General features: G+C 63.3%; 19 protein-coding genes. 17 read left to right on the top strand and 2 right to left on the bottom strand.

Annotated features, from left to right (window positions below; genetic code table 11):
- Window positions 1–45 precede the first annotated feature (45 nt).
- The 17 genes from ACU5AZ_RS08175 (at window position 46) to trmB (ending at window position 18152) form a co-directional block, all read left to right on the top strand.
- Window positions 46–2877, top strand: coding sequence for a [protein-PII] uridylyltransferase (locus tag ACU5AZ_RS08175; RefSeq protein WP_446825951.1), 2832 nt, complete (start codon window positions 46–48; stop codon window positions 2875–2877).
- A gap of 13 nt (window positions 2878–2890) precedes the next feature.
- Window positions 2891–4492 (top strand): murein biosynthesis integral membrane protein MurJ, encoded by a 1602-nt coding sequence (murJ, locus tag ACU5AZ_RS08170; RefSeq protein ID WP_446825509.1) that lies wholly within the window; start codon window positions 2891–2893, stop codon window positions 4490–4492.
- Window positions 4489–4881, top strand: a complete 393-nt coding sequence (locus ACU5AZ_RS08165; protein ID WP_446825508.1) for a VOC family protein — start codon at window positions 4489–4491, stop codon at window positions 4879–4881. Before murJ ends, ACU5AZ_RS08165 begins: the two co-directional genes overlap by 4 nt.
- Before the next feature lie 164 nt (window positions 4882–5045).
- Window positions 5046–6107: a tryptophan--tRNA ligase gene (trpS, locus tag ACU5AZ_RS08160; RefSeq protein WP_446825507.1), complete on the top strand. Its 1062-nt coding sequence runs from the start codon at window positions 5046–5048 to the stop codon at window positions 6105–6107.
- A gap of 93 nt (window positions 6108–6200) precedes the next feature.
- Window positions 6201–6692 (top strand): universal stress protein, encoded by a 492-nt coding sequence (locus ACU5AZ_RS08155; RefSeq protein WP_446825506.1) that lies wholly within the window; start codon window positions 6201–6203, stop codon window positions 6690–6692.
- Between the two features lie 175 nt (window positions 6693–6867).
- Entirely contained in the window at window positions 6868–7428 is a 561-nt protein-coding gene (locus ACU5AZ_RS08150) for a NifU family protein (protein WP_446825505.1), read from the top strand.
- 25 nt (window positions 7429–7453) lie between these two features.
- Entirely contained in the window at window positions 7454–8113 is a 660-nt protein-coding gene (tsaB, locus tag ACU5AZ_RS08145) for a tRNA (adenosine(37)-N6)-threonylcarbamoyltransferase complex dimerization subunit type 1 TsaB (protein ID WP_446825504.1), read from the top strand.
- A gap of 5 nt (window positions 8114–8118) precedes the next feature.
- Window positions 8119–8613: a ribosomal protein S18-alanine N-acetyltransferase gene (rimI, locus tag ACU5AZ_RS08140; RefSeq protein ID WP_446825503.1), complete on the top strand. Its 495-nt coding sequence runs from the start codon at window positions 8119–8121 to the stop codon at window positions 8611–8613.
- A 46-nt stretch (window positions 8614–8659) separates the two neighbouring features.
- Entirely contained in the window at window positions 8660–9457 is a 798-nt protein-coding gene (locus tag ACU5AZ_RS08135) for a lysophospholipid acyltransferase family protein (RefSeq protein WP_446825502.1), read from the top strand.
- A 60-nt stretch (window positions 9458–9517) separates the two neighbouring features.
- A complete protein-coding gene (miaB, locus tag ACU5AZ_RS08130; RefSeq protein WP_446825501.1) occupies window positions 9518–10921 on the top strand; it encodes a tRNA (N6-isopentenyl adenosine(37)-C2)-methylthiotransferase MiaB in 1404 nt (467 codons plus the stop codon).
- A gap of 27 nt (window positions 10922–10948) precedes the next feature.
- On the top strand, window positions 10949–12004 hold the full coding sequence (locus tag ACU5AZ_RS08125; RefSeq protein ID WP_261931383.1) for a PhoH family protein: 1056 nt from the start codon (window positions 10949–10951) through the stop codon (window positions 12002–12004).
- Window positions 12004–12528: an rRNA maturation RNase YbeY gene (gene ybeY / locus ACU5AZ_RS08120; RefSeq protein WP_446825500.1), complete on the top strand. Its 525-nt coding sequence runs from the start codon at window positions 12004–12006 to the stop codon at window positions 12526–12528. The genes ACU5AZ_RS08125 and ybeY overlap by 1 nt, the downstream gene beginning before the upstream one ends.
- Before the next feature lie 12 nt (window positions 12529–12540).
- Window positions 12541–13710 (top strand): hemolysin family protein, encoded by a 1170-nt coding sequence (locus ACU5AZ_RS08115; protein ID WP_446825499.1) that lies wholly within the window; start codon window positions 12541–12543, stop codon window positions 13708–13710.
- Between the two features lie 172 nt (window positions 13711–13882).
- Window positions 13883–15472, top strand: a complete 1590-nt coding sequence (gene lnt / locus ACU5AZ_RS08110; protein WP_446825498.1) for an apolipoprotein N-acyltransferase — start codon at window positions 13883–13885, stop codon at window positions 15470–15472.
- A 139-nt stretch (window positions 15473–15611) separates the two neighbouring features.
- Window positions 15612–16031 (top strand): helix-turn-helix domain-containing protein, encoded by a 420-nt coding sequence (locus ACU5AZ_RS08105; RefSeq protein WP_446825497.1) that lies wholly within the window; start codon window positions 15612–15614, stop codon window positions 16029–16031.
- A 172-nt stretch (window positions 16032–16203) separates the two neighbouring features.
- Window positions 16204–17445, top strand: a complete 1242-nt coding sequence (gene metK / locus ACU5AZ_RS08100) for a methionine adenosyltransferase (protein ID WP_446825496.1) — start codon at window positions 16204–16206, stop codon at window positions 17443–17445.
- Window positions 17446–17450: 5 nt separating this feature from the next.
- Entirely contained in the window at window positions 17451–18152 is a 702-nt protein-coding gene (trmB, locus tag ACU5AZ_RS08095) for a tRNA (guanosine(46)-N7)-methyltransferase TrmB (protein ID WP_446825495.1), read from the top strand.
- 37 nt (window positions 18153–18189) lie between these two features.
- On the opposite strand, the gene ACU5AZ_RS08090 is transcribed toward trmB, so the two are convergent.
- Window positions 18190–18447: a BQ00720 family protein gene (locus ACU5AZ_RS08090; RefSeq protein WP_446825494.1), complete on the bottom strand. Its 258-nt coding sequence runs from the start codon at window positions 18445–18447 to the stop codon at window positions 18190–18192.
- A gap of 44 nt (window positions 18448–18491) precedes the next feature.
- Window positions 18492–18923: an Hsp20 family protein gene (locus ACU5AZ_RS08085; RefSeq protein ID WP_446825493.1), complete on the bottom strand. Its 432-nt coding sequence runs from the start codon at window positions 18921–18923 to the stop codon at window positions 18492–18494.
- Between the last annotated feature and the right edge of the window lie 123 nt (window positions 18924–19046).

Genomic DNA, 19046 nt, shown 5'->3' with positions numbered 1-19046 from the left:
AACGGGCTGGTCAGAAGCGAAACAAAGAACGAAGACCGGCAAACCATGGCCAGGAACGACAGCGAACTTTCGAACATTCTTGACGTGGACGCCCTGAAGGCGGCCTGCAACAAGATCGCCGCCGCGCACAAGTCCGACGCCGGCGCGATGCGCATGGCGCTGCTCACCGAGCTGCGCAAGGCCAGCCAGGCCGGCCGTGAAAAGGCCCGCGAACTGCTGTTCGAGGATGGCGGCGGGCTCGCCTGCGCCAGGCGGATTTCCTGGCTGCAGGACAACCTGATCTCGATCCTCTACGAATTCGTGCTGACCCACGTGCATGACGAGAAGAAGGACGCGATGGCGGTCTGCGCCGTCGGCGGCTATGGCCGCGGCACGCTGGCGCCCGGCTCCGACATCGACCTTCTCTTCCTGTTTCCGGCGAGCCAGAAGCCGTGGATGAAGCAGGTCGTCGAATACATCCTCTACATCCTCTGGGACATGGGCTTCACCGTCGGCCATGCGACGCGCACGATCAACGAGTGCATCTCGCTGTCGAAGAGCGATATGACGATCCGCACCGCCGTGCTCGAAGTGCGCTATCTCTGCGGCGCGCCGGTGCTGGTCAGCGAACTCGAAAGCCGCTTTGAGAACGAGGTCGCCCACGATACCGGGCCGGAATTCATCGCCGCCAAGCTCGCCGAGCGCGACGCCCGTCATTCGAAGAGCGGCGACACGCGCTATCTGGTCGAGCCGAACGTCAAGGAAGGCAAGGGCGGTCTCCGCGACCTGCACACGCTCTACTGGATCTCGAAATACTACTACCACGTCCGCGACACGCAGGATCTCGTCAAGCTCGGCGTCTTGTCGCGCTCCGAGTTGAAGCTGTTCAACAAGTCGGAGGATTTTCTCTGGGCGGTGCGCTGCCACCTGCATTTCCTCACCGGCAAGGAAGAGGAGCGGCTGTCCTTCGACGTCCAGCGCGAGATTGCCGAAAATCTCGATTACCAGCCGCGTCCCGGACTTTCCGCCGTAGAACGCTTCATGAAGCACTATTTCCTCGTCGCCAAGGATGTCGGTGACCTGACGCGGATCTTCTGCGCGGCGCTCGAAGACGAGCAGGCGAAGTCCATTCCCGGCCTGACGGGCGCCTTCACGCGCTTTACCAAGCGCGCCCGCAAGATCCCCGGCACGCTCGACTTCGTGCAGGAGCGTGGCCGCATCGGGCTGGCCGACCCCGAGGTTTTGAAGCGCGATCCGGTCAACATCATCCGCCTGTTCCACATGGCCGACGTCCAGGGCCTCGAGCTGCATCCGGACGCGTTGAAGGGCGTCACCCGCTCGCTTAAGCTCATTGACAACAAGCTGCGCGAGGACGAGGAGGCCAACCGCCTGTTCCTCTCGATCCTGACCTCGCGCAAGGACCCGGCGCTGATCCTGCGACGCATGAACGAGGCCGGCGTGCTCGGCAAGTTCATCCCCGACTTCGGCAAGATCGTCTCGATGATGCAGTTCAACATGTATCATCACTACACCGTCGACGAGCACCTGCTGCGCACCGTCGATGCGCTCTCGCGCATCGAGCGCGGGCTGGAGAAGGATGCCCATCCGCTCGCCACCAAGGTGATCGCCAGCCTTGAGGACCGGACGGTTCTCTACACCGCCGTGCTGCTGCATGACATCGCCAAGGGCCGCAAGGAGGATCATTCGATCGCCGGCGCCAAGGTGGCCCGCAAGCTCTGCCCGCGGCTCGGGCTGACGCCGATGCAGACCGAACTCGTGGCCTGGCTGATCGACGAGCATCTCGTCATGTCGATGACCGCCCAGACCCGCGACCTCGGCGACCGCAAGACGATCGTCGATTTTGCCGAGAAGGTGCAGTCGCTGGAGCGCCTCAAGCTTCTGATGATCCTGACCGTCTGCGACATCCGCGCCGTCGGGCCGGGGGTCTGGAACGGCTGGAAGGGCCAGTTGATCCGCACGCTCTACTACGAGACGGAACTGCTGATCGCCGGCGGCTTCTCCGAGGTCTCCCGCAAGGAGCGCGCCGCGCACGCCGCCAACAAGCTGCAGGGCGCGCTGGAAGGCTGGAGCGAGAAGGAGCGCAAGGCCTACGTCAAGCTCCACTATCAGCCCTATCTTCTGTCGGTGACGCTGGAGGACCAGATCCGCCACGCGAATTTCATCCGCGACGCCGGCAAGGCCAACAAGGTGCTGGCCACCATGGTGCGCACCCATTCCTTCCACGCGATCACCGAAATCACGGTGCTGGCGCCCGACCATCCGCGCCTGCTGACGATCATCGCCGGCGCCTGTGCGGCGGCCGGTGCCAACATTGCCGACGCGCACATCTTCACGACCTCGGACGGACGCGCACTCGACACCATCGTCATCAACCGCGAATTCACCAATGACGAGGACGAGCTTCGCCGCGCCGCGGCGATCAGCGCGCTGATCGAAAGCGTGCTGGCCGGCAAGAAGCGCCTGCCGGAAGTGATCGCCAGCAAGGCGAAGAGCCGCAGGCGCCCCAAGGCCTTCACAATTCCGCCGCACGTCACTGTTTCAAACGGTCTGTCGAACAAGTTCACCGTCATCGAGGTGGAGTGCCTGGACCGAACCGGTCTTCTGGCCGATATCGCCGCCGTGCTGTCTGACCTGTCGCTCGATATCCATTCGGCCCGCATCACCACCTTCGGGGAAAAGATCATCGACAGTTTCTACGTGACCGACCTCGTCGGCGCCAAGATCACCAGCGACAATCGGCAGTCGAACATCGTTGCCCGGCTGAAGGCGGTTCTCGCCGGCCAGCAGGACGACCTGCGCGACAAGATGCCGAACGGCATCATCGCACCGGCGCCGGTCGCAACGCCCGCCCAAAAGGCGAAGGTGCGCGCCTCGTGAGCCCGGCCGCACGATGAGCCTCGTCAAGAAATTCGTCACGGTCGGTGGCGGCACGCTCGGCAGCCGCCTGATGGGCTTCGGCCGCGAAATGCTGATGGCGGCGGCCCTTGGTACGGGGCCGATGGCGGAAGCCTTCATGGCCGCCTTCAAGTTCCCGAACCTGTTCCGCCGCCTGTTTGCCGAGGGCGCGTTCAACGCCGCCTTCGTGCCGCTCTTCGCCAAGGAGATCGAGGCGGGCGGCATGGAAGGCGCCAAGCGCTTTTCCGAGGAAGTCTTCGGCGTGCTCTTCACCGTGCTGCTCGGCCTGACAGTGCTGATGGAGCTCGCCATGCCGCTCCTGATGCGCACCATCATCGCGCCGGGCTTTTCCGGCGACAAGTATGACGTGACGGTGCGGCTCGCCGTCATTATGTTCCCCTATCTCGCCTGCATGTCGCTGACGGCGATGCTGTCGGGGATGCTGAATTCCCTGCATCACTACTTCGCCGCCGCCATTGCGCCTATCTTCTTCAACATCGCCATGATTGGGGCGCTGGTCTATGGCCTGTGGATGGACTCCGATGCCGTCACCATCGCCTATTATCTGGCCTGGGCGGTGCTGGTCGCGGGCGTGCTGCAGATCCTCGTTCTCTATATCGGCGTGCGCTTTGCCGGCATGTCCATCGGCTTCCGCCGTCCGCACCTGACGCCGGGGGTGAAGCGGCTGCTGCTGCTCGCCTTTCCGGCCGCCGTCACGGGCGGTGTGCAGCAGATCAACCTGATCATCGGCCAGGCGATCGCCTCGCTGAAGGAAGGCGCGATCGCCTCGCTGCAATATGCGGATCGGATCTACCAGCTGCCGCTCGGCGTGGTCGGCGTCGCCGTCGGCGTGGTGCTGCTGCCGGAGCTGGCACGGGCATTGAAGGGCGGCCACAAGGAGGAAGCGGACAACCTGCAGAACCGGTCGATCGAGTTCGCGCTGTTCCTGACACTGCCCGCCGCCGCCGGCATTTTCGCGCTGGCGCCGGACATCATCCGCCTCGTCTATGAGCGCGGCGCCTTCCGGCCGGAAGCGACGGCAACCGTTGCCGCCGTCCTCACCCTCTTCGGCTTCGGCCTGCCGGGCTTCGTCCTCAACAAGGCGCTCACCCCAGGCTTCTTCGCCCGCGAGGATACGAAGACGCCGATGCGCTTCACGATGATGTCGGTGGTCTTCAACACGGTACTGTCCGTCAGCCTGTTCCCGATCCTCGCCGAACGCGGCATCGCGCTCGCCGAGACGCTGGCCGGCTGGCTGACCGTCGTCCTCTTGTTCTATACCCTGCGCAAGCGGGGGCATTTGACGATTGAACGCTCGCTCGTCTCGCGGGTCATCCGCATGATGATCGCCTCGGTGATAATGGCCGCCGCCGCGCGCTATGGCGCGAACTATTTCTCCGCCAGCCTCGCGTCCAATGCGACGTCGCTGGAGCAGGCTGCGGTCCTCTTGCCGCTGATCGCCGCCGCGTTCGTGCTCTATCTGGTCATCGTCTTCGCCATCGGCGGCGCGGATATCGGCATGATCCGCCGCAGCCTGAAGCGCGGCCGCGCCAAGCCGGCAGCCGCGCAAACGCCGGATGAGGGCATCGAGCCATGAAGCGGCAGCTCGGGCTGATCACGCTGGTCGTGCGCAACTATGATCAAGCGCTGGCCTATTATTGCGACGTCCTGGGCTTCGAACGCGTCGAAGACACGGCCCTGCCGGACGGCAAGCGCTGGGTGGTGATCCGGCCCGGCGCCGACGGCGCGGCGCTGCTGCTGGCGGAAGCCGTCGACGAACGCCAACGCATGGCGGTCGGCAACCAGGCCGGCGGCAGGGTGGGCTTCTTTCTGCAGACCGGCGACTTCGCCGCCGATCACCGGCGCCTGTGCGAGCGTGGCGTCCGCTTCCTGGAAGAGCCGCGACACGAGGCCTATGGCAGCGTCGCGGTATTCGAGGACATCTACGGCAACCGCTGGGATCTGATCGAGCCGAAGGAAAGTTAGGCGATCCCCTTGATTGCCGGCTTTCATCTGTGCATAAGCCCGCGCCAGTAGCATCAACCACGGGAACCTTTGTCCTACGGCATGTCGGGCCGATCGCAGGCGACATCTTGCGGTCACGGCATGACGATAATCGAGGCCCTCCACCAGCTCTTTCGAGGACGTACATGAACCAGTTCCAGCCGCTCGTCTTTTCCGGCGTCCAGCCCACCGGCAATCTCCATCTCGGCAATTATCTCGGCGCCATCCGCAAGTTCGTCGCCCTGCAGGAAACCAACGACTGCATCTACTGTGTTGTCGACATGCATTCGATAACGGCCCAGCTCGTGCATGAGGATCTGAAAGGACAGACGCGCTCGATCGCCGCGGCCTTCATCGCCTCCGGCATCGATCCGACGAAGCACATCGTCTTCAACCAGTCGGCCGTGGCCGGCCATGCCCAGCTTGCCTGGATCTTCAACTGTGTCGCCCGCATCGGCTGGATGAACCGAATGACCCAGTTCAAGGACAAGGCCGGCAAGGATCGTGAGAACGCATCCTTGGGGTTGCTGGCATACCCATCCCTGATGGCCGCCGACATCCTGCTCTACCGCGCCACCCATGTGCCGGTCGGCGACGACCAGAAGCAGCACCTGGAACTGACCCGCGACATCGCGCAGAAGTTCAACCTCGACTTCGCCGAAAAGATCCGTGCCATCGGCAAGGGCGTCGACATCAAGGTCGGCGACGAGCCGGTGCACGCCTATTTCCCGATGGTCGAGCCGCTGATCGACGGCCCGGCGCCGCGCGTCATGAGCCTGCGCGACGGCACCAAGAAGATGTCGAAGTCGGATGCCTCGGACCTTTCGCGCATCAACCTGATGGACGATGCCGACACGATCGCCAAGAAGGTCCGCAAGGCCAAGACCGACGCCGACGGCCTGCCGAGCGAGACCGCGGGCCTTGCCGGACGCCCGGAAGCAGACAACCTCGTCGGCATCTACGCGGCTTTGTCCGACAAGTCCAAGGCCGACGTGCTTGCCGACTTCGGCGGCCAGCAGTTCTCCGCCTTCAAGCCGGCGCTGGCCGACCTCGCCGTCGAGGTGTTGTCGCCGATCACCGGGGAAATGCGCCGGCTGATGGACGACACGGCGCATATCGACGCGATCCTGAAGGACGGCGCCGAGCGCGCCAATGCCCGCGCCGAAGTCACCATGAAGGAAGTCCGCGACATCGTCGGCTTCCTGTGATCTGAGCGCCTTGCGCCTGCCGTTTCGAGGCCTTCTCAGCCGTGTCGGGGAGGGGGCTTGCGAAGCGGGGGGCGCGGTGGCAAAGTCCGCGCCATGGTATCAAAACGTCTTTCACGGCTTGAGGGTCACCGCCGCAAATTCATGGCGGTGATCGACAATACGCCCGAGTGCGAGCGCGCCGTGCATTACGCAGGGCGCCGGGCGAAGAACTCCACCGGTGGACTCGTCCTGCTCTTCGTCATCCCGGAGGGCGACTTCCAGCAATGGTTGGGGGTCGAGGAGATCATGCGTGCCGAAGCGCGCGAGGAGGCCGAGTCGATCGTCGCCAAGGCGGCCCAGAAGGTGCGCGAGACGATCGGCATCGAGCCGGAGATCGTCATCCGCGAGGGAAGCGCCACCGAGGAGATCAACAAGCTGATCGAGGACGACCGCGACATCGCCATCCTCGTCCTGGCCGCGAGCTCCGCCAAGGAAGGGCCCGGCCCGCTGGTGGCCTCGATCGCCGGCCGCAGCGCCACCTTCCCGATCCCGGTCACCGTTCTGCCCGACACGCTCTCGGATGAGGAAATCGACGCGCTCTGCTGATCGCCAGGCCTTCGCGGAATTCTGTTCCGGAAATCCTGCATGGTGCGATCATGTTTTCGTGCTATAAGCCGCGCAAGCGCCGACTCCGTCCTTGAACTGGCATGACATTCGGCCTATTTTCTTTTGAAAGATTCTAAAGAATGCCGGCGCATGTTCCGGCATGCGGAGAGATACGATGTTCATTCAGACCGAAGCCACGCCGAACCCGGCGACCCTGAAGTTCCTGCCCGGCAAGGTGGTCCTGGAAACCGGAACGGCGGAATTCCGCTCTGCGACGGAAGCGGAAGCCTCGCCGCTCGCCTCGCGCATCTTCGCGGTGCCGGGCGTGACCGGCGTCTTCTTCGGCTACGATTTCATCACCGTGACCAAGCAGGACCAGGAATGGCAGCACCTGAAGCCGGCGATCCTCGGCGCGATCATGGAGCATTTCATGACCGGCGCGCCGGTCATCGGCAACGCCGCGCAGGATGATGCCGATCTGGACGGCGAGTTCTTCGAGAAGGGCGACGAAACGATCGTCGCAACCATCAAGGAGCTGCTCGAGACCCGCGTTCGTCCGGCCGTTGCCCAGGATGGTGGTGACATCACCTTCCGCGGCTTCCGCGATGGCAAGGTCTATCTCAACATGAAGGGCGCCTGCTCCGGTTGCCCGTCCTCGACGGCGACGCTGAAGCACGGCGTCCAGAACCTGCTCCGTCACTTCGTGCCGGAAGTGCAGGAAGTCGAGGCCGTCTGACAGTGAAGACTAATGGCGGACGGCGATGATCGTCCTGGCACTGGATACGGCGGGGGTCGATTGCTCCGCCGCGCTCTACGACAGCGATACGGATGAAGTTCTTGCCGAGGTGAGCGAGACGATCGGGCGCGGCCATGCCGAACGCCTGATGTCCTTTGTCGAGACTTGCGTTGACCAGTCCGGTCTGACGCTCGATCATGTCGATCGGATCGCCGTGACCATCGGCCCCGGCTCGTTTACCGGCATTCGCGTCGGCGTTGCCGCGGCCCGTGGGTTTGCGCTGGCGCTCGGCGTGCCGGCCGTCGGCGTATCGACGCTGGCGGTGCTGGCTGCGAAGGAAATCGAGGCCGGCGGCGGCGATGCCGTCACGGCCGCGATCGACGCCAAGCGTGGCGAAATCTATTTGCAGGCTTTTAACTCTCAGGGCGTAGCATCGACTGAGGCAGTGGTCGTGAGCGTGGAGGACGCAAGAACGACCGCGGCGGCGTTTGAAGGCAGGATCACCGGATCCGGAGCCGCGCTGCTGGCCGGCGAGGGGAGGGAAGCGGACGTGGATCATTACCCGATCAGGACACTGGCAAGGCTGGCATCAGCCGAAGGCGCCAGTATGGTGCGACCGAAGCCGCTCTATCTGAGAGGCCCGGATGCCAAGCCGCAAAGCGGATTCGCTCTCGCACGGAAATGAACGACATGCTGGCTTCCTTTCTCTCTTTCAAACCGGAATTCGAAATTCTGGCAATGGATGCGTCCGATTGCCGCCGGGTGGCCGAGGTGCATGCCGAACGCTTTTCCCGGCCGTGGAACGACGGCGAGTTCGAAAGCCTGCTGACGCAGGAAAACGTCTTCGGCTACGTCGCCCGCCAGCGCAATACGGTGTTCGGCAAGCCGGTGGCCGGCTTCGTGCTCGCCCGCGAAGTGGCCGGTGAAGCCGAAATCCTGACGATTGCCGTTGGCAGCAAGTACGGCCGCTTCGGCCTCGGCTGGCGGCTGATGCTGGCGGCCCTGCACGAGGCGAACCGCCGCGGCGGCGAGGCGATTTTCCTGGAGGTCGATGACACCAACACCGCCGCGCTCGCCCTCTATCGCAAGATGGGGTTCGAAAAGGTCGGCGAACGCCCGGCCTATTATTCCGATCCCAAAATTGGCAAGACCTCCGCGCTCGTCATGCGGCGGGATCTCCGCTAGCCTTGGCGGATCTTGTCGCAGGACATGGGATGATGGAGAGCAGCCGTTGATGGTCTGGTTGCGTGCCGCGATCGTGGCGGTCGTCCTCACGGTGACGACGCTTGTCCTCTTGCCGTTCCAGCTCGTCGGCCTGAAATTCGACCTGCAGATCGCGCGGCGCATTCCGCGCTGGTGGCACTGGGTCGCCTGCCGGATGCTGGGCATCCGGGTGCGCGTCCATGGCCGTCTAGAGACCCGCCGGCCGCTCATGCTGGCTCCCAACCATGCCTCCTGGCTCGACATTCTCGTGCTCGGATCGATTGCCGACGTCGCCTTCATCGCCAAGTCGGAGGTCAAGGGCTGGCCGGTCTTCGGCCAGCTCGCCCGTTGGCAGAACTCCGTCTTCATTGAACGAGAGCAGAAACGCGCCACCGGCAAGCAGGTGAGCGAGATCGCGCTGCGCATGGCCAAGGGCGAAGTCATGGTGCTCTTTGCGGAAGGCACGACCGGCGACGGCAACCGCGTGCTGCCGTTCAAGACGTCGCTGTTCGGGGCGGCCACCTCCGCGCTTGCCTCGGCACCCGAGGGCGTGGTCCACATCCAGCCGGTGGCGATCGCGTTCACCGGCTATCATGGCGCGCCGATGGGCCGATATCATCGCCCGGTCGCCGCCTGGGTGGGCGACGCCGAACTGCTGCCGCATCTGGTGGGCATCCTGCGCGCCGGCGCATTCGAGGTCGATGTCAGCTTCGGCGAGCCCTTGGCATTTACCGCCGAAACGAAGCGCAAGGACGCGGCCGCCTATCTGGAGGATCGTGTGCGCACCATGCTGCAGAGGCATCTGCACGGCCGCGACATCGACTGAGGCCCCTGGCGTCCGCATTTTTTGATTTCATCGCGGACTGAAAAGCACTAAATAGCGGCCATGACCCAGGATATTACTGTTCTCGACGCCCCGAAGGAGCCCCTTCGCGAAGGCTCGAACCGGCGCAAGGTTTTCATCAAGACCTATGGCTGCCAGATGAATGTCTACGATTCCGGCCGAATGAGCGATGCGCTCGACCGCGACGGATATGACCAGACGGAAGATCTCGGCGAGGCCGACCTGGTGCTGATCAACACCTGCCACATCCGCGAGAAGGCCGCCGAGAAGGTCTACTCGCAGCTCGGCCGCCTGCGTGACATGAAGAAGGCACGCGAGGCCGAGGGTCGCGAATTCATGATCGGCGTCGCCGGCTGCGTGGCCCAGGCCGAAGGCGAGGAAATCCTGCGCCGGGCGCCGGCCGTCGATGTCGTCATCGGTCCGCAGACCTATCACCGCCTGCCGGAAGCGCTGAAGCGTGCCAAGTCCGGCGAGCGCGTCATCGACACCGAATATGCGATAGAGGACAAGTTCGAGCACCTGCCGGCAACCGGCAAGGCGACCATCCGTGCCCGCGGCGTCACCGCCTTCCTGACGGTGCAGGAGGGTTGCGACAAGTTCTGTACATTCTGCGTCGTGCCCTATACGCGCGGTGCGGAAGTGTCGCGTCCGCTCGCCCAGATCGTTGAGGAAGCGCAGAAACTTGTGGATGGCGGGGTGCGCGAAATCACCCTTCTCGGCCAGAACGTCAACGCCTGGCACGGCCTCGATGCCGCCGGCCGCGAGATGACGCTCGGCGATCTGCTCTACCGGCTCGCCGAAATTCCCGGGCTTGCGCGGCTGCGCTACACGACCAGCCACCCACGCGATATGGACGACCGGCTGATCGCCGCCCATCGCGATCTGCGCGCACTGATGCCCTATCTGCACCTGCCGGTGCAGTCGGGGTCGGACCGTATATTGAAGGCCATGAACCGTCGCCATACGGCGGACGACTATGTTCGCCTGATCGGGAAAATCCGCGAAGCCCGCCCTGATATCGCCATTTCCGGGGACTTTATTGTCGGTTTCCCGGGGGAGACCGATGCCGACTTCGAAGATACGATGAAGATCGTCGGCGAGGTCAGATACGCACAGGCTTACTCGTTTAAATATTCGACAAGGCCGGGAACGCCCGGCGCGGATCTGAAGGACCAGGTGCCGGAAGCCGTCAAGGCGGAGCGTCTGGAGCGGCTTCAGGCGCTGCTGATCAGGCAACAGCACGAGTTTGCGGAAGAATGCGTCGGCCGCGAGGTGGACGTCCTTCTGGAAAAACCGGGTCGATATGACGGCCAGTTGATCGGTCGCTCGCCCTGGCTGCAGTCAGTAATAGTTGATGCAAAAGCTTTGCAAATCGGTGACATTGTTAAGGTACGAATCACCGGAACGGGCCCGAACAGTCTGATTGCCGCGGTGGCGCAGAATTAGGGCCGACCCTACAGGAGCCAGACCCGCTTGAACGGACAGGAATTGGTAGCTACTTCTTCGCGTACCAGCAAAACTGCAGCGGCCGACGCCAACCACTTTGTCTTGACGTTCGAAAACAACCGGCTGGCCAGCGATCTCTTCGGACAATTCGACCAGAACCTGAAGCTGCTCGAGGAGCGCCTGCACATCGATGCGCGCGCCCGCGGCAACTCGGTGTCGATCAGCGGCGAGCTTCAGGCGACCAATCAGGCCCGCCGGGCGCTGGATTATCTCTACGACCGGCTGCAGAGCGGCGCTTCGGTGGAAACCTCCGACGTCGAGGGCGCGATCCGCATGGCGGTGGCAGCCGACGACCAGCTGAGCCTGCCCACCATGGAGCGCAAGGCCAAGCTGACAATGGCGCAGATTTCCACACGCAAGAAGACGATTGCCGCCCGCACGCCGACGCAGGATGCCTACATCCGGGCGCTCGACCGCACCGAACTCGTCTTCGGCGTCGGTCCGGCCGGTACCGGCAAGACCTATCTCGCCGTCGCCCATGCCGCACAGCTGCTCGAGCGCGGCCAGGTCGACCGCATCATCCTGTCGCGTCCGGCCGTCGAAGCCGGCGAGCGCCTGGGCTTCCTGCCCGGCGACATGAAGGAAAAGGTCGATCCCTACCTGCGACCGCTGTATGACGCGCTTTACGACATGATGCCCGGCGACAAGGTGGAGCGGGCGATCACCGCCGGCGTCATCGAAATCGCGCCGCTCGCCTTCATGCGCGGGCGCACGCTGGCGAACGCCGCCGTCATCCTCGACGAGGCGCAGAACACCACCTCGATGCAGATGAAGATGTTCCTGACGCGTCTTGGCGAAAACGCCCGGATGATCATTACCGGCGACCCAAGCCAGGTCGATCTTCCGCGTGGCGTCAAGTCGGGCCTGGTCGAAGCCTTGCAGATCCTGAAGGGCGTGGAGGGCGTATCGACCATCCGCTTCAAGGATGTCGACGTCGTGCGCCATCCGCTCGTCGCCCGCATCGTCCGGGCCTATGAAAGCCAGACCGCGGTGCCGGACGAAAGCGAGAGCGTGGAGCGCTGATGACGACGGCCGACATCGGCCCCGACCTCGATATCCAGATATCGGTGGAAGCGGGCGACTGGCCATCCGAGGATGAGCTTGAAGCGCTTGGCGATCGCGTGCTTTCCGCCGCAGCCGGCTTTCTGGCCCGCGAGGAAGAACAGCCTTTTCCGCAGATGCCGGTTGAACTGTCGCTGGTTTTCGCCGATGACGAGATGATCCGTGGCATCAATGCCGAATGGCGCGGCAAGGACAAGGCGACCAATGTCCTGTCCTTTCCCGCATTTCCCCTCGAACCAGGGGGTATGCCCGGACCGATGCTTGGTGATATCATCATCGCGAAGGAGACCGTCGAGCGTGAGGCCAGCGAGCTGGACAAGACGTTCGACGAACATTTGACGCATTTGTTGGTTCATGGATTTTTGCACCTTTTCGGATACGATCACATCGAAACATCCGAAGCGGAAGAAATGGAAGAGCTGGAGACTCGCATTCTGGCGGTCCTAGGCCTATCTGACCCCTATCAGGGCCAGGACCCGGTTTGACAGTAAGGAACGATGAACGACTACCCGACAGACACCGGCACTAACGCCGGCGAAGGCACCGAGCCTTCTTCCTCGGAAGAGGGAAGCAGTCCGCACAGGACCGAAACCGGTGCGAAATCCCCCACCTCGTTCTGGACGCGCGCCGCGCGTTTCCTGAAGGGCCAGCAAAGCTCCGGCCTGCGAGAGAACCTAGCCGACGCGCTGATGACCTATGCCGAGGGGGATGACGATTTCTCCCCGGAAGAGCGCGCCATGCTGCACAACATCCTCCGCTTCCGCGAAGTGCGGGTCGAGGACATCATGATCCCGCGCGCCGACATCGAGGCCGTGGACCAGTCGATCACCATCGGCGAGCTGATCGTGCTGTTCGAGGAAAGCGGCCGCTCGCGCATGCCGGTCTATTGCGACACGCTGGACGACCCGCGCGGCATGGTCCACATCCGCGACCTCCTGTCCTATCTGACCAAGCAGGCGCGCAACAAGCGGCGCAACGGATCGCGCAACGGCTCTGCAGCAACGGCGGCCGCCACGAACGGCGACAAGCCGGCGACGGAAAAGTCGTCGCGGGTGCCGAAGCCGAATTTCGATCTCGGACGCGTCGATCTCGAGAAGACCGTCGTCGAAGCCGGCATCATCCGCAAGATCCTGTTCGTGCCGCCATCCATGCTCGCGTCCGACCTTTTGACGCGCATGCAGGCGAACCGCACGCAGATGGCGCTGGTGATCGACGAATATGGCGGCACCGACGGCCTCGTCTCGCACGAGGACATCGTCGAGGTCGTGGTCGGCGACATCGACGACGAGCATGACGACGAGGAGGCGATGTTCACCCGCGTCTCCGCCGACGTGATGATCGCCGATGCCCGCGTCGAGCTGGAGGATCTCGCCGATGAGTTGGGCCCTGATTTCGACGTCAAGCAGCATACTGAGGAAATCGACACGCTCGGCGGCCTGATCTTCTCCGCGCTCGGCCGCATTCCGGTCCGTGGCGAGGTGGTGCAGGCCTTGCCCGGCTTCGAGTTCCAGATCCTCGACGCCGACCCGCGACGGGTCAAGCGCGTGCGGATCCTGCGCAAGCGCCAGGCCGTCCGCCGCCGCATCGTAAAGGGCGAACCGGAGCCGGTCGCGATGAAGCCGGAGGCAACCGCCGACGGCATCGACACCGCGAAGGCAGACGTCTGAGCCGCTTTGCAGCCAACGACCGTGCATCGGCAGCGATCAAAGGTCGCCGAACGGCCGGATTGCGCGACAAGTCCTGCTTTTTTTGGAAGACTGCCGGAGTGATTCGGCGGTGACTTTACCGGGTCCTGGCCAGCAAAGGCTGGGACCGGTATCAGGGAAGTGGGGACCAGGCATGCAAGGGCTCGCGAACAGGATCATGCTCCTGTGGGGATTTCGGCGGGCGCTGGTCGCCGTTCTGGCGGGAGCGGTCGGTGTCCTGGCGCTGCCGCCCTTCGGCTTCTTTGCCGCCCTGTTCATCTCCTTCACGATCCTGACATGGCTGATGGACGGCAATGCCGGCGGCGAATATGGCGGCGTCTGGGGACGCCTGCGCGCCGATTTTGCCACCGGCTGGCTGTTCGGCCTCGGCTATTTCGTGGCCGGCCTGTGGTGGCTCGGCAATGCGCTGCTCGTCGATGCGGAAGGCTTTGCCTGGGCGATCCCCTTCGCCGTGCTCGGCCTGCCGGCGGTGCTTGCGATCTATTACGGGCTGGCGACGGCGGCTGCCGGGCTTCTCTGGTCGGAAGGCTGGGGCAGGCTCGCAGCCCTTGCCGCGGCCTTCGGCCTTGCCGAATGGCTGAGAAGCGTGCTGCTGACCGGCTTTCCGTGGAACGCGATCGGTTACGGCGCCATGCCAATCCCGGTGATGATGCAGTCCGTCCATGTGATCGGCCTTTTCGGCGTGACGCTGCTTGCCGTCTTCGTCTTCTCGGCGCCAGCGCTGCTCGGATCGCCGGGGTCGCGGCGCACCGGCATCGTGATCGCCTGCCTGATCGGACTGCTGCATATCGGCTACGGCGCATACCGGCTCGAGAGCGCGCCGGGCGCCAAGGGCGACGCGGTCGCAATTCGTCTCGTGCAGCCCGATATCGACCAGTCGAAGAAGCTCGACGACAAGGAGCGCGCCTCGATCTTCGAGGAGCATCTGGCGCTGTCGGCCGCTCCGCCCGCAGACGGCAAGCCCGAGCCGAAGATCATCGTCTGGCCCGAGACCTCCATTCCCTTCATCCTGACCCAGAACCCGGACGCCCTGACGCGGATCGCCGACGTCCTGAAGCCGGGGCAGATCCTGATCGCCGGTGCGGTTCGCTCCGAGGACATGCTGCCGGGCACGCCGCCGCGCTACTACAATTCCATCTACGTCATCGACGACAACGGGCAGATCGTCTCGGCCGCCGACAAGGTGCACCTTGTACCTTTCGGCGAATATGTGCCCTTTGAGGATGTTCTCGACGACTACGGCATCGCCAATGTCTCGGAGATGCCGGGCGGCTTTTCCTCCGGCAGCACCCGGACGCTCCTGACCCTGCCCGACGACATGACCTTCTATCCGCTGGTCTGCTACGAAATCATTTTTCCGGGAGAGATGGAGGGCGCGGAAGGAGGCGCCGACGCGTTGCTCAACGTCACCAATGACGCATGGTTCGGCGATACGCCCGGACCCTACCAGCATTTCCTGCAGGCGCGGGTGCGGGCGGTCGAACTGGGCATGCCTCTGATCCGCGCGGCCAACAACGGCATCTCGGCGCTAGTCGATCCTTATGGCCGCGTCGTCGCCGGTCTGGGGTCTGGCAAAAGAGGATTTATAGATACAAGTTTAACTAGAAGTCCTGTGACAACATCCGATGCCCAAATTCGGCATTATGCTTTTTTTGCGCTTCTGATACTTTCAATCACAATTGCGGCGCTTTCCCGTGTAAGTTTTGTTTCTAACAAGAATTGACCAAAAACCCCTAAAATTGCATAGTGCGAAAATTGGCAGTCCAGATAAGCTCTGTGGTGACAGTCGCGTTTAGGCCGATCACCATATAGGGAACTTGATGGGCACCGGGCTACAGCGATGAAGGCAACTGGAACAAACTATGGTAGAAAACAAGAAAAAGCCGAACCCGATCGATGTGCACGTCGGCAGCCGCATAAGGTTGCGTCGTACCATGCTGGGGATGAGTCAGGAAAAACTGGGTGAAGCCCTGGGCATTACGTTCCAGCAGATCCAGAAATACGAGAAGGGCACGAACCGGGTCGGCGCCAGCCGCCTGCAGAATATCTCCGGTATTCTGAATGTTCCGGTCTCCTTCTTCTTCGAGGACGCACCCGGTGATCAGTCGGTCGGCCCGTCCGGCATGGCCGAGGCGTCCAGTTCCAACTACGTGGTGGACTTCCTGTCCTCGTCCGAAGGACTTCAGCTCAACCGCGCCTTCGTGAAGATCAACGATGCCAAGGTGCGCCGCAAGCTCGTCGACCTGGTCAAGGCATTGGCTGCCGAAGCCGAAAGCGAGTGAGCGGCCTTTGTCGCATACGGAACCTTCAGAAAAAGCGGCATTTGGCCGCTTTTTTTGTGCTCTGAGGCCATAATTCGTTCATATAAAGATATATTTATGTCCTTCTGCGCTTGTCATCGGGCGCGGGAATGACTACACAGTTTGCGCCTAGATTCACTGAGGGAAATCCCGCATGCGCGCTAACTATCTGTTTACCAGCGAGTCCGTTTCCGAAGGCCATCCCGACAAGGTTTGTGACCGCATTTCGGACGAGATCGTCGATCTCGTCTATCGCGAAGCCGCCAAGACCGGCGTCGATCCCTGGGGCGTCCGAATCGCCTGCGAAACGCTGGCGACCACCAACCGGGTGGTCATCGCCGGTGAGGTGCGCCTGCCGCCGAGCCTGATGAAGAAGGACAAGAACGGCAACGACGTGATCAACCCGTCGAAGTTCAAGTCCGCAGCGCGCAAGGCGATCCGCTCGATCGGCTACGAGCAGGACGGCTTCCACTGGAAGACGGTCAAGATCGACGTGCTCCTGCACTCGCAGTCGGCAGACATCGCGCAGGGCGTCGACAACGCCTCCGACCGTCAGGGCGACGAGGGCGCGGGCGACCAGGGCATCATGTTCGGCTACGCCTGCCGCGAGACCCCGGACCTCATGCCGGCGCCGATCTATTATTCGCACCGGATCCTCCAGCTGCTTGCCGACGCGCGCAAGAAGGGCGAGGGCGAGGCCGCCAAGCTCGGCCCTGACGCCAAGAGCCAGGTCACTGTTCGCTACATCGACGGCAAGGCCGCCGAGGCAGCGTCGATCGTGCTGTCGACCCAGCATCTCGATGCCTCCTGGGATTCCAAGAAGGTGCGCTCCGTCGTCGAGCCCTATATCCGCGAAGCGCTGGGTGACCTGAAGATCGCCGACGACTGCGTCTGGTACATCAACCCGACCGGCAAGTTTGTCATCGGCGGTCCGGACGGCGACGCCGGCCTGACCGGCCGCAAGATCATCGTCGACACCTATGGCGGAGCCGCACCGCATGGCGGCGGCGCGTTCTCGGGCAAGGACACGACCAAGGTCGACCGCTCGGCCGCCTATGTCGCGCGCTACCTCGCCAAGAACGTCGTTGCGGCGAACCTCGCCGAGCGTTGCACGATCCAGCTGTCCTACGCCATCGGCGTGGCGCAGCCGCTGTCGATCTATGTCGACCTGCACGGCACCGGCAAGAACGTGACGGAAGACCAGGTGGAACACGCCATCCGCAAGGTGATCGACCTATCGCCGTCGGGCATCCGCCGGCATCTCGACCTCAACAAGCCGATCTATGCGCGCACCTCGGCCTACGGCCACTTCGGCCGCAAGGCCGGTCGTGACGGATCGTTCTCCTGGGAGCGGCTCGACCTCGTCAAGCCGCTGAAGGAAGCCATCAAGGCCTGATCGACATGGAAAATGACGGGCGCCGCTCCCGGGCAACGGAAGCCTTCTTCGGACGGCGCAAGGGCAAACCCTTGCGCCGTCATCAGCAGGATGTGCTGGAAGGTGCGCTGCCGGATGCCAGGATCGACCTGACGGCGGCGGCGCCGTCGGATCTGCGCGTGCTGTTTTCGCGGCCGGTCGAGACCATTCGTCTCGAGATCGGCTTCGGCGGCGGCGAGCATCTGGCCCATCGTGCCGCCGAGAAGCCCGAGACCGGTTTCATCGGCGTCGAGCCGTTCGTCAACTCCATGGCCAAGCTGCTGATCGTCCGCGAGGATGAGGGACTGGACAATATCCGCGTCTATGACGACGACGCGACTCAGCTTCTGGACTGGATGCCGGAGGCCTCGGTCGATCACATCGACCTGCTCTATCCCGATCCCTGGCCGAAGAAGAAGCACTGGAAGCGCCGTTTCGTCTCGCAGGTGAACCTCGACCGCTTCCACCGGGTGCTGAAGCCCGGCGGCCTGTTCTGCTTCGCCTCGGATATCGATACCTATGTGAACTGGACGCTCACCCATTGCCGCGACCATGGCGGCTTCGAGTGGACCGCGCGCAACGCGTCCGACTGGCTGACGCCGTATGCCGGCTGGCCGGGCACGCGCTACGAGGCCAAGGCCAAGCGCGAAGGCCGGTCTTCCGCCTATCTCACGTTCCGGCGGGTCTGACCGACGGCAATTGACCGTCGGCCGGCTGCGATTTGCCTCAGTGCAGGCTGACGGGCGTCAGCTCGTCTTCTGCTGCCTTGAAGAAGGTGCTGGAACGGTTGTCGGTGAGCAGGATCGGCGTGCCGTCGGCGCCGAACAGCGCCCAGAGATCCAGTGTCGGGTCGATTTCGGGCGCTTCCGGGAAGCAGCGCGAAATATCCTCGTGACGCATCTTGCGGATATATCCCACTTCGCCTTCGCCCAGATGCGCGAATTCGGTGAGCGTCAGTTTCGAATTGGCGGTTTTCATCAGCATTTCAGTTCCTCCACAGCCAGGAGACCGGACCTGTGTCCGTTGTGCTACTGTGAAACCGAAATATTAATTTTCTTTACCATACGCGCCGGCTCCGGGCGAATAAGGTCGACGCAGAGCAGGCCGTTGCGCAGCGTCGCGCCGAGCACATGCATGCCCTCGGCGAGCACGAACATCCGCTGGAACTGGCGGGCGGCGATGCCGCGGTAGAGATAGTCGCGCTCTTCCTGCTCGATCTGTCGGCCACGGATGATCAGCTGGTTTTCCTCCGTCGTCACATCGAGGTCGTCCTCGGAGAAACCGGCGACGGCGAGCGTGATGCGCAGCTTCTCCGGATCGCCGGACCGTCGGTCGGCGCTGATGCGCTCGATATTGTAGGGCGGATAGCCGTCGCTCGCCTTGGAGATGCGCTCCAGCGTCTTTTCCATGGCGTCAAAGCCCAGGAGAAGCGGGCTGGCGAAGGGGGGCATGCGGCTCATTGTTCTTCAAGTCCTTGCTTTCAAGCGACTATGCCGGACCCGCAAGACGGCGTCCGTTACCGGCCAATATGGGGATGACGCGCCCGCCGCGCAACACAAAGGCCGCACCTTTTGGCGAAGTTT

The sequence above is a fragment of the Rhizobium sp. PAMB 3182 genome (assembly GCF_052908355.1).
Note: the sequence above shows the minus strand (reverse complement) of the source record. Positions and strands in the feature narration are given on the sequence as shown.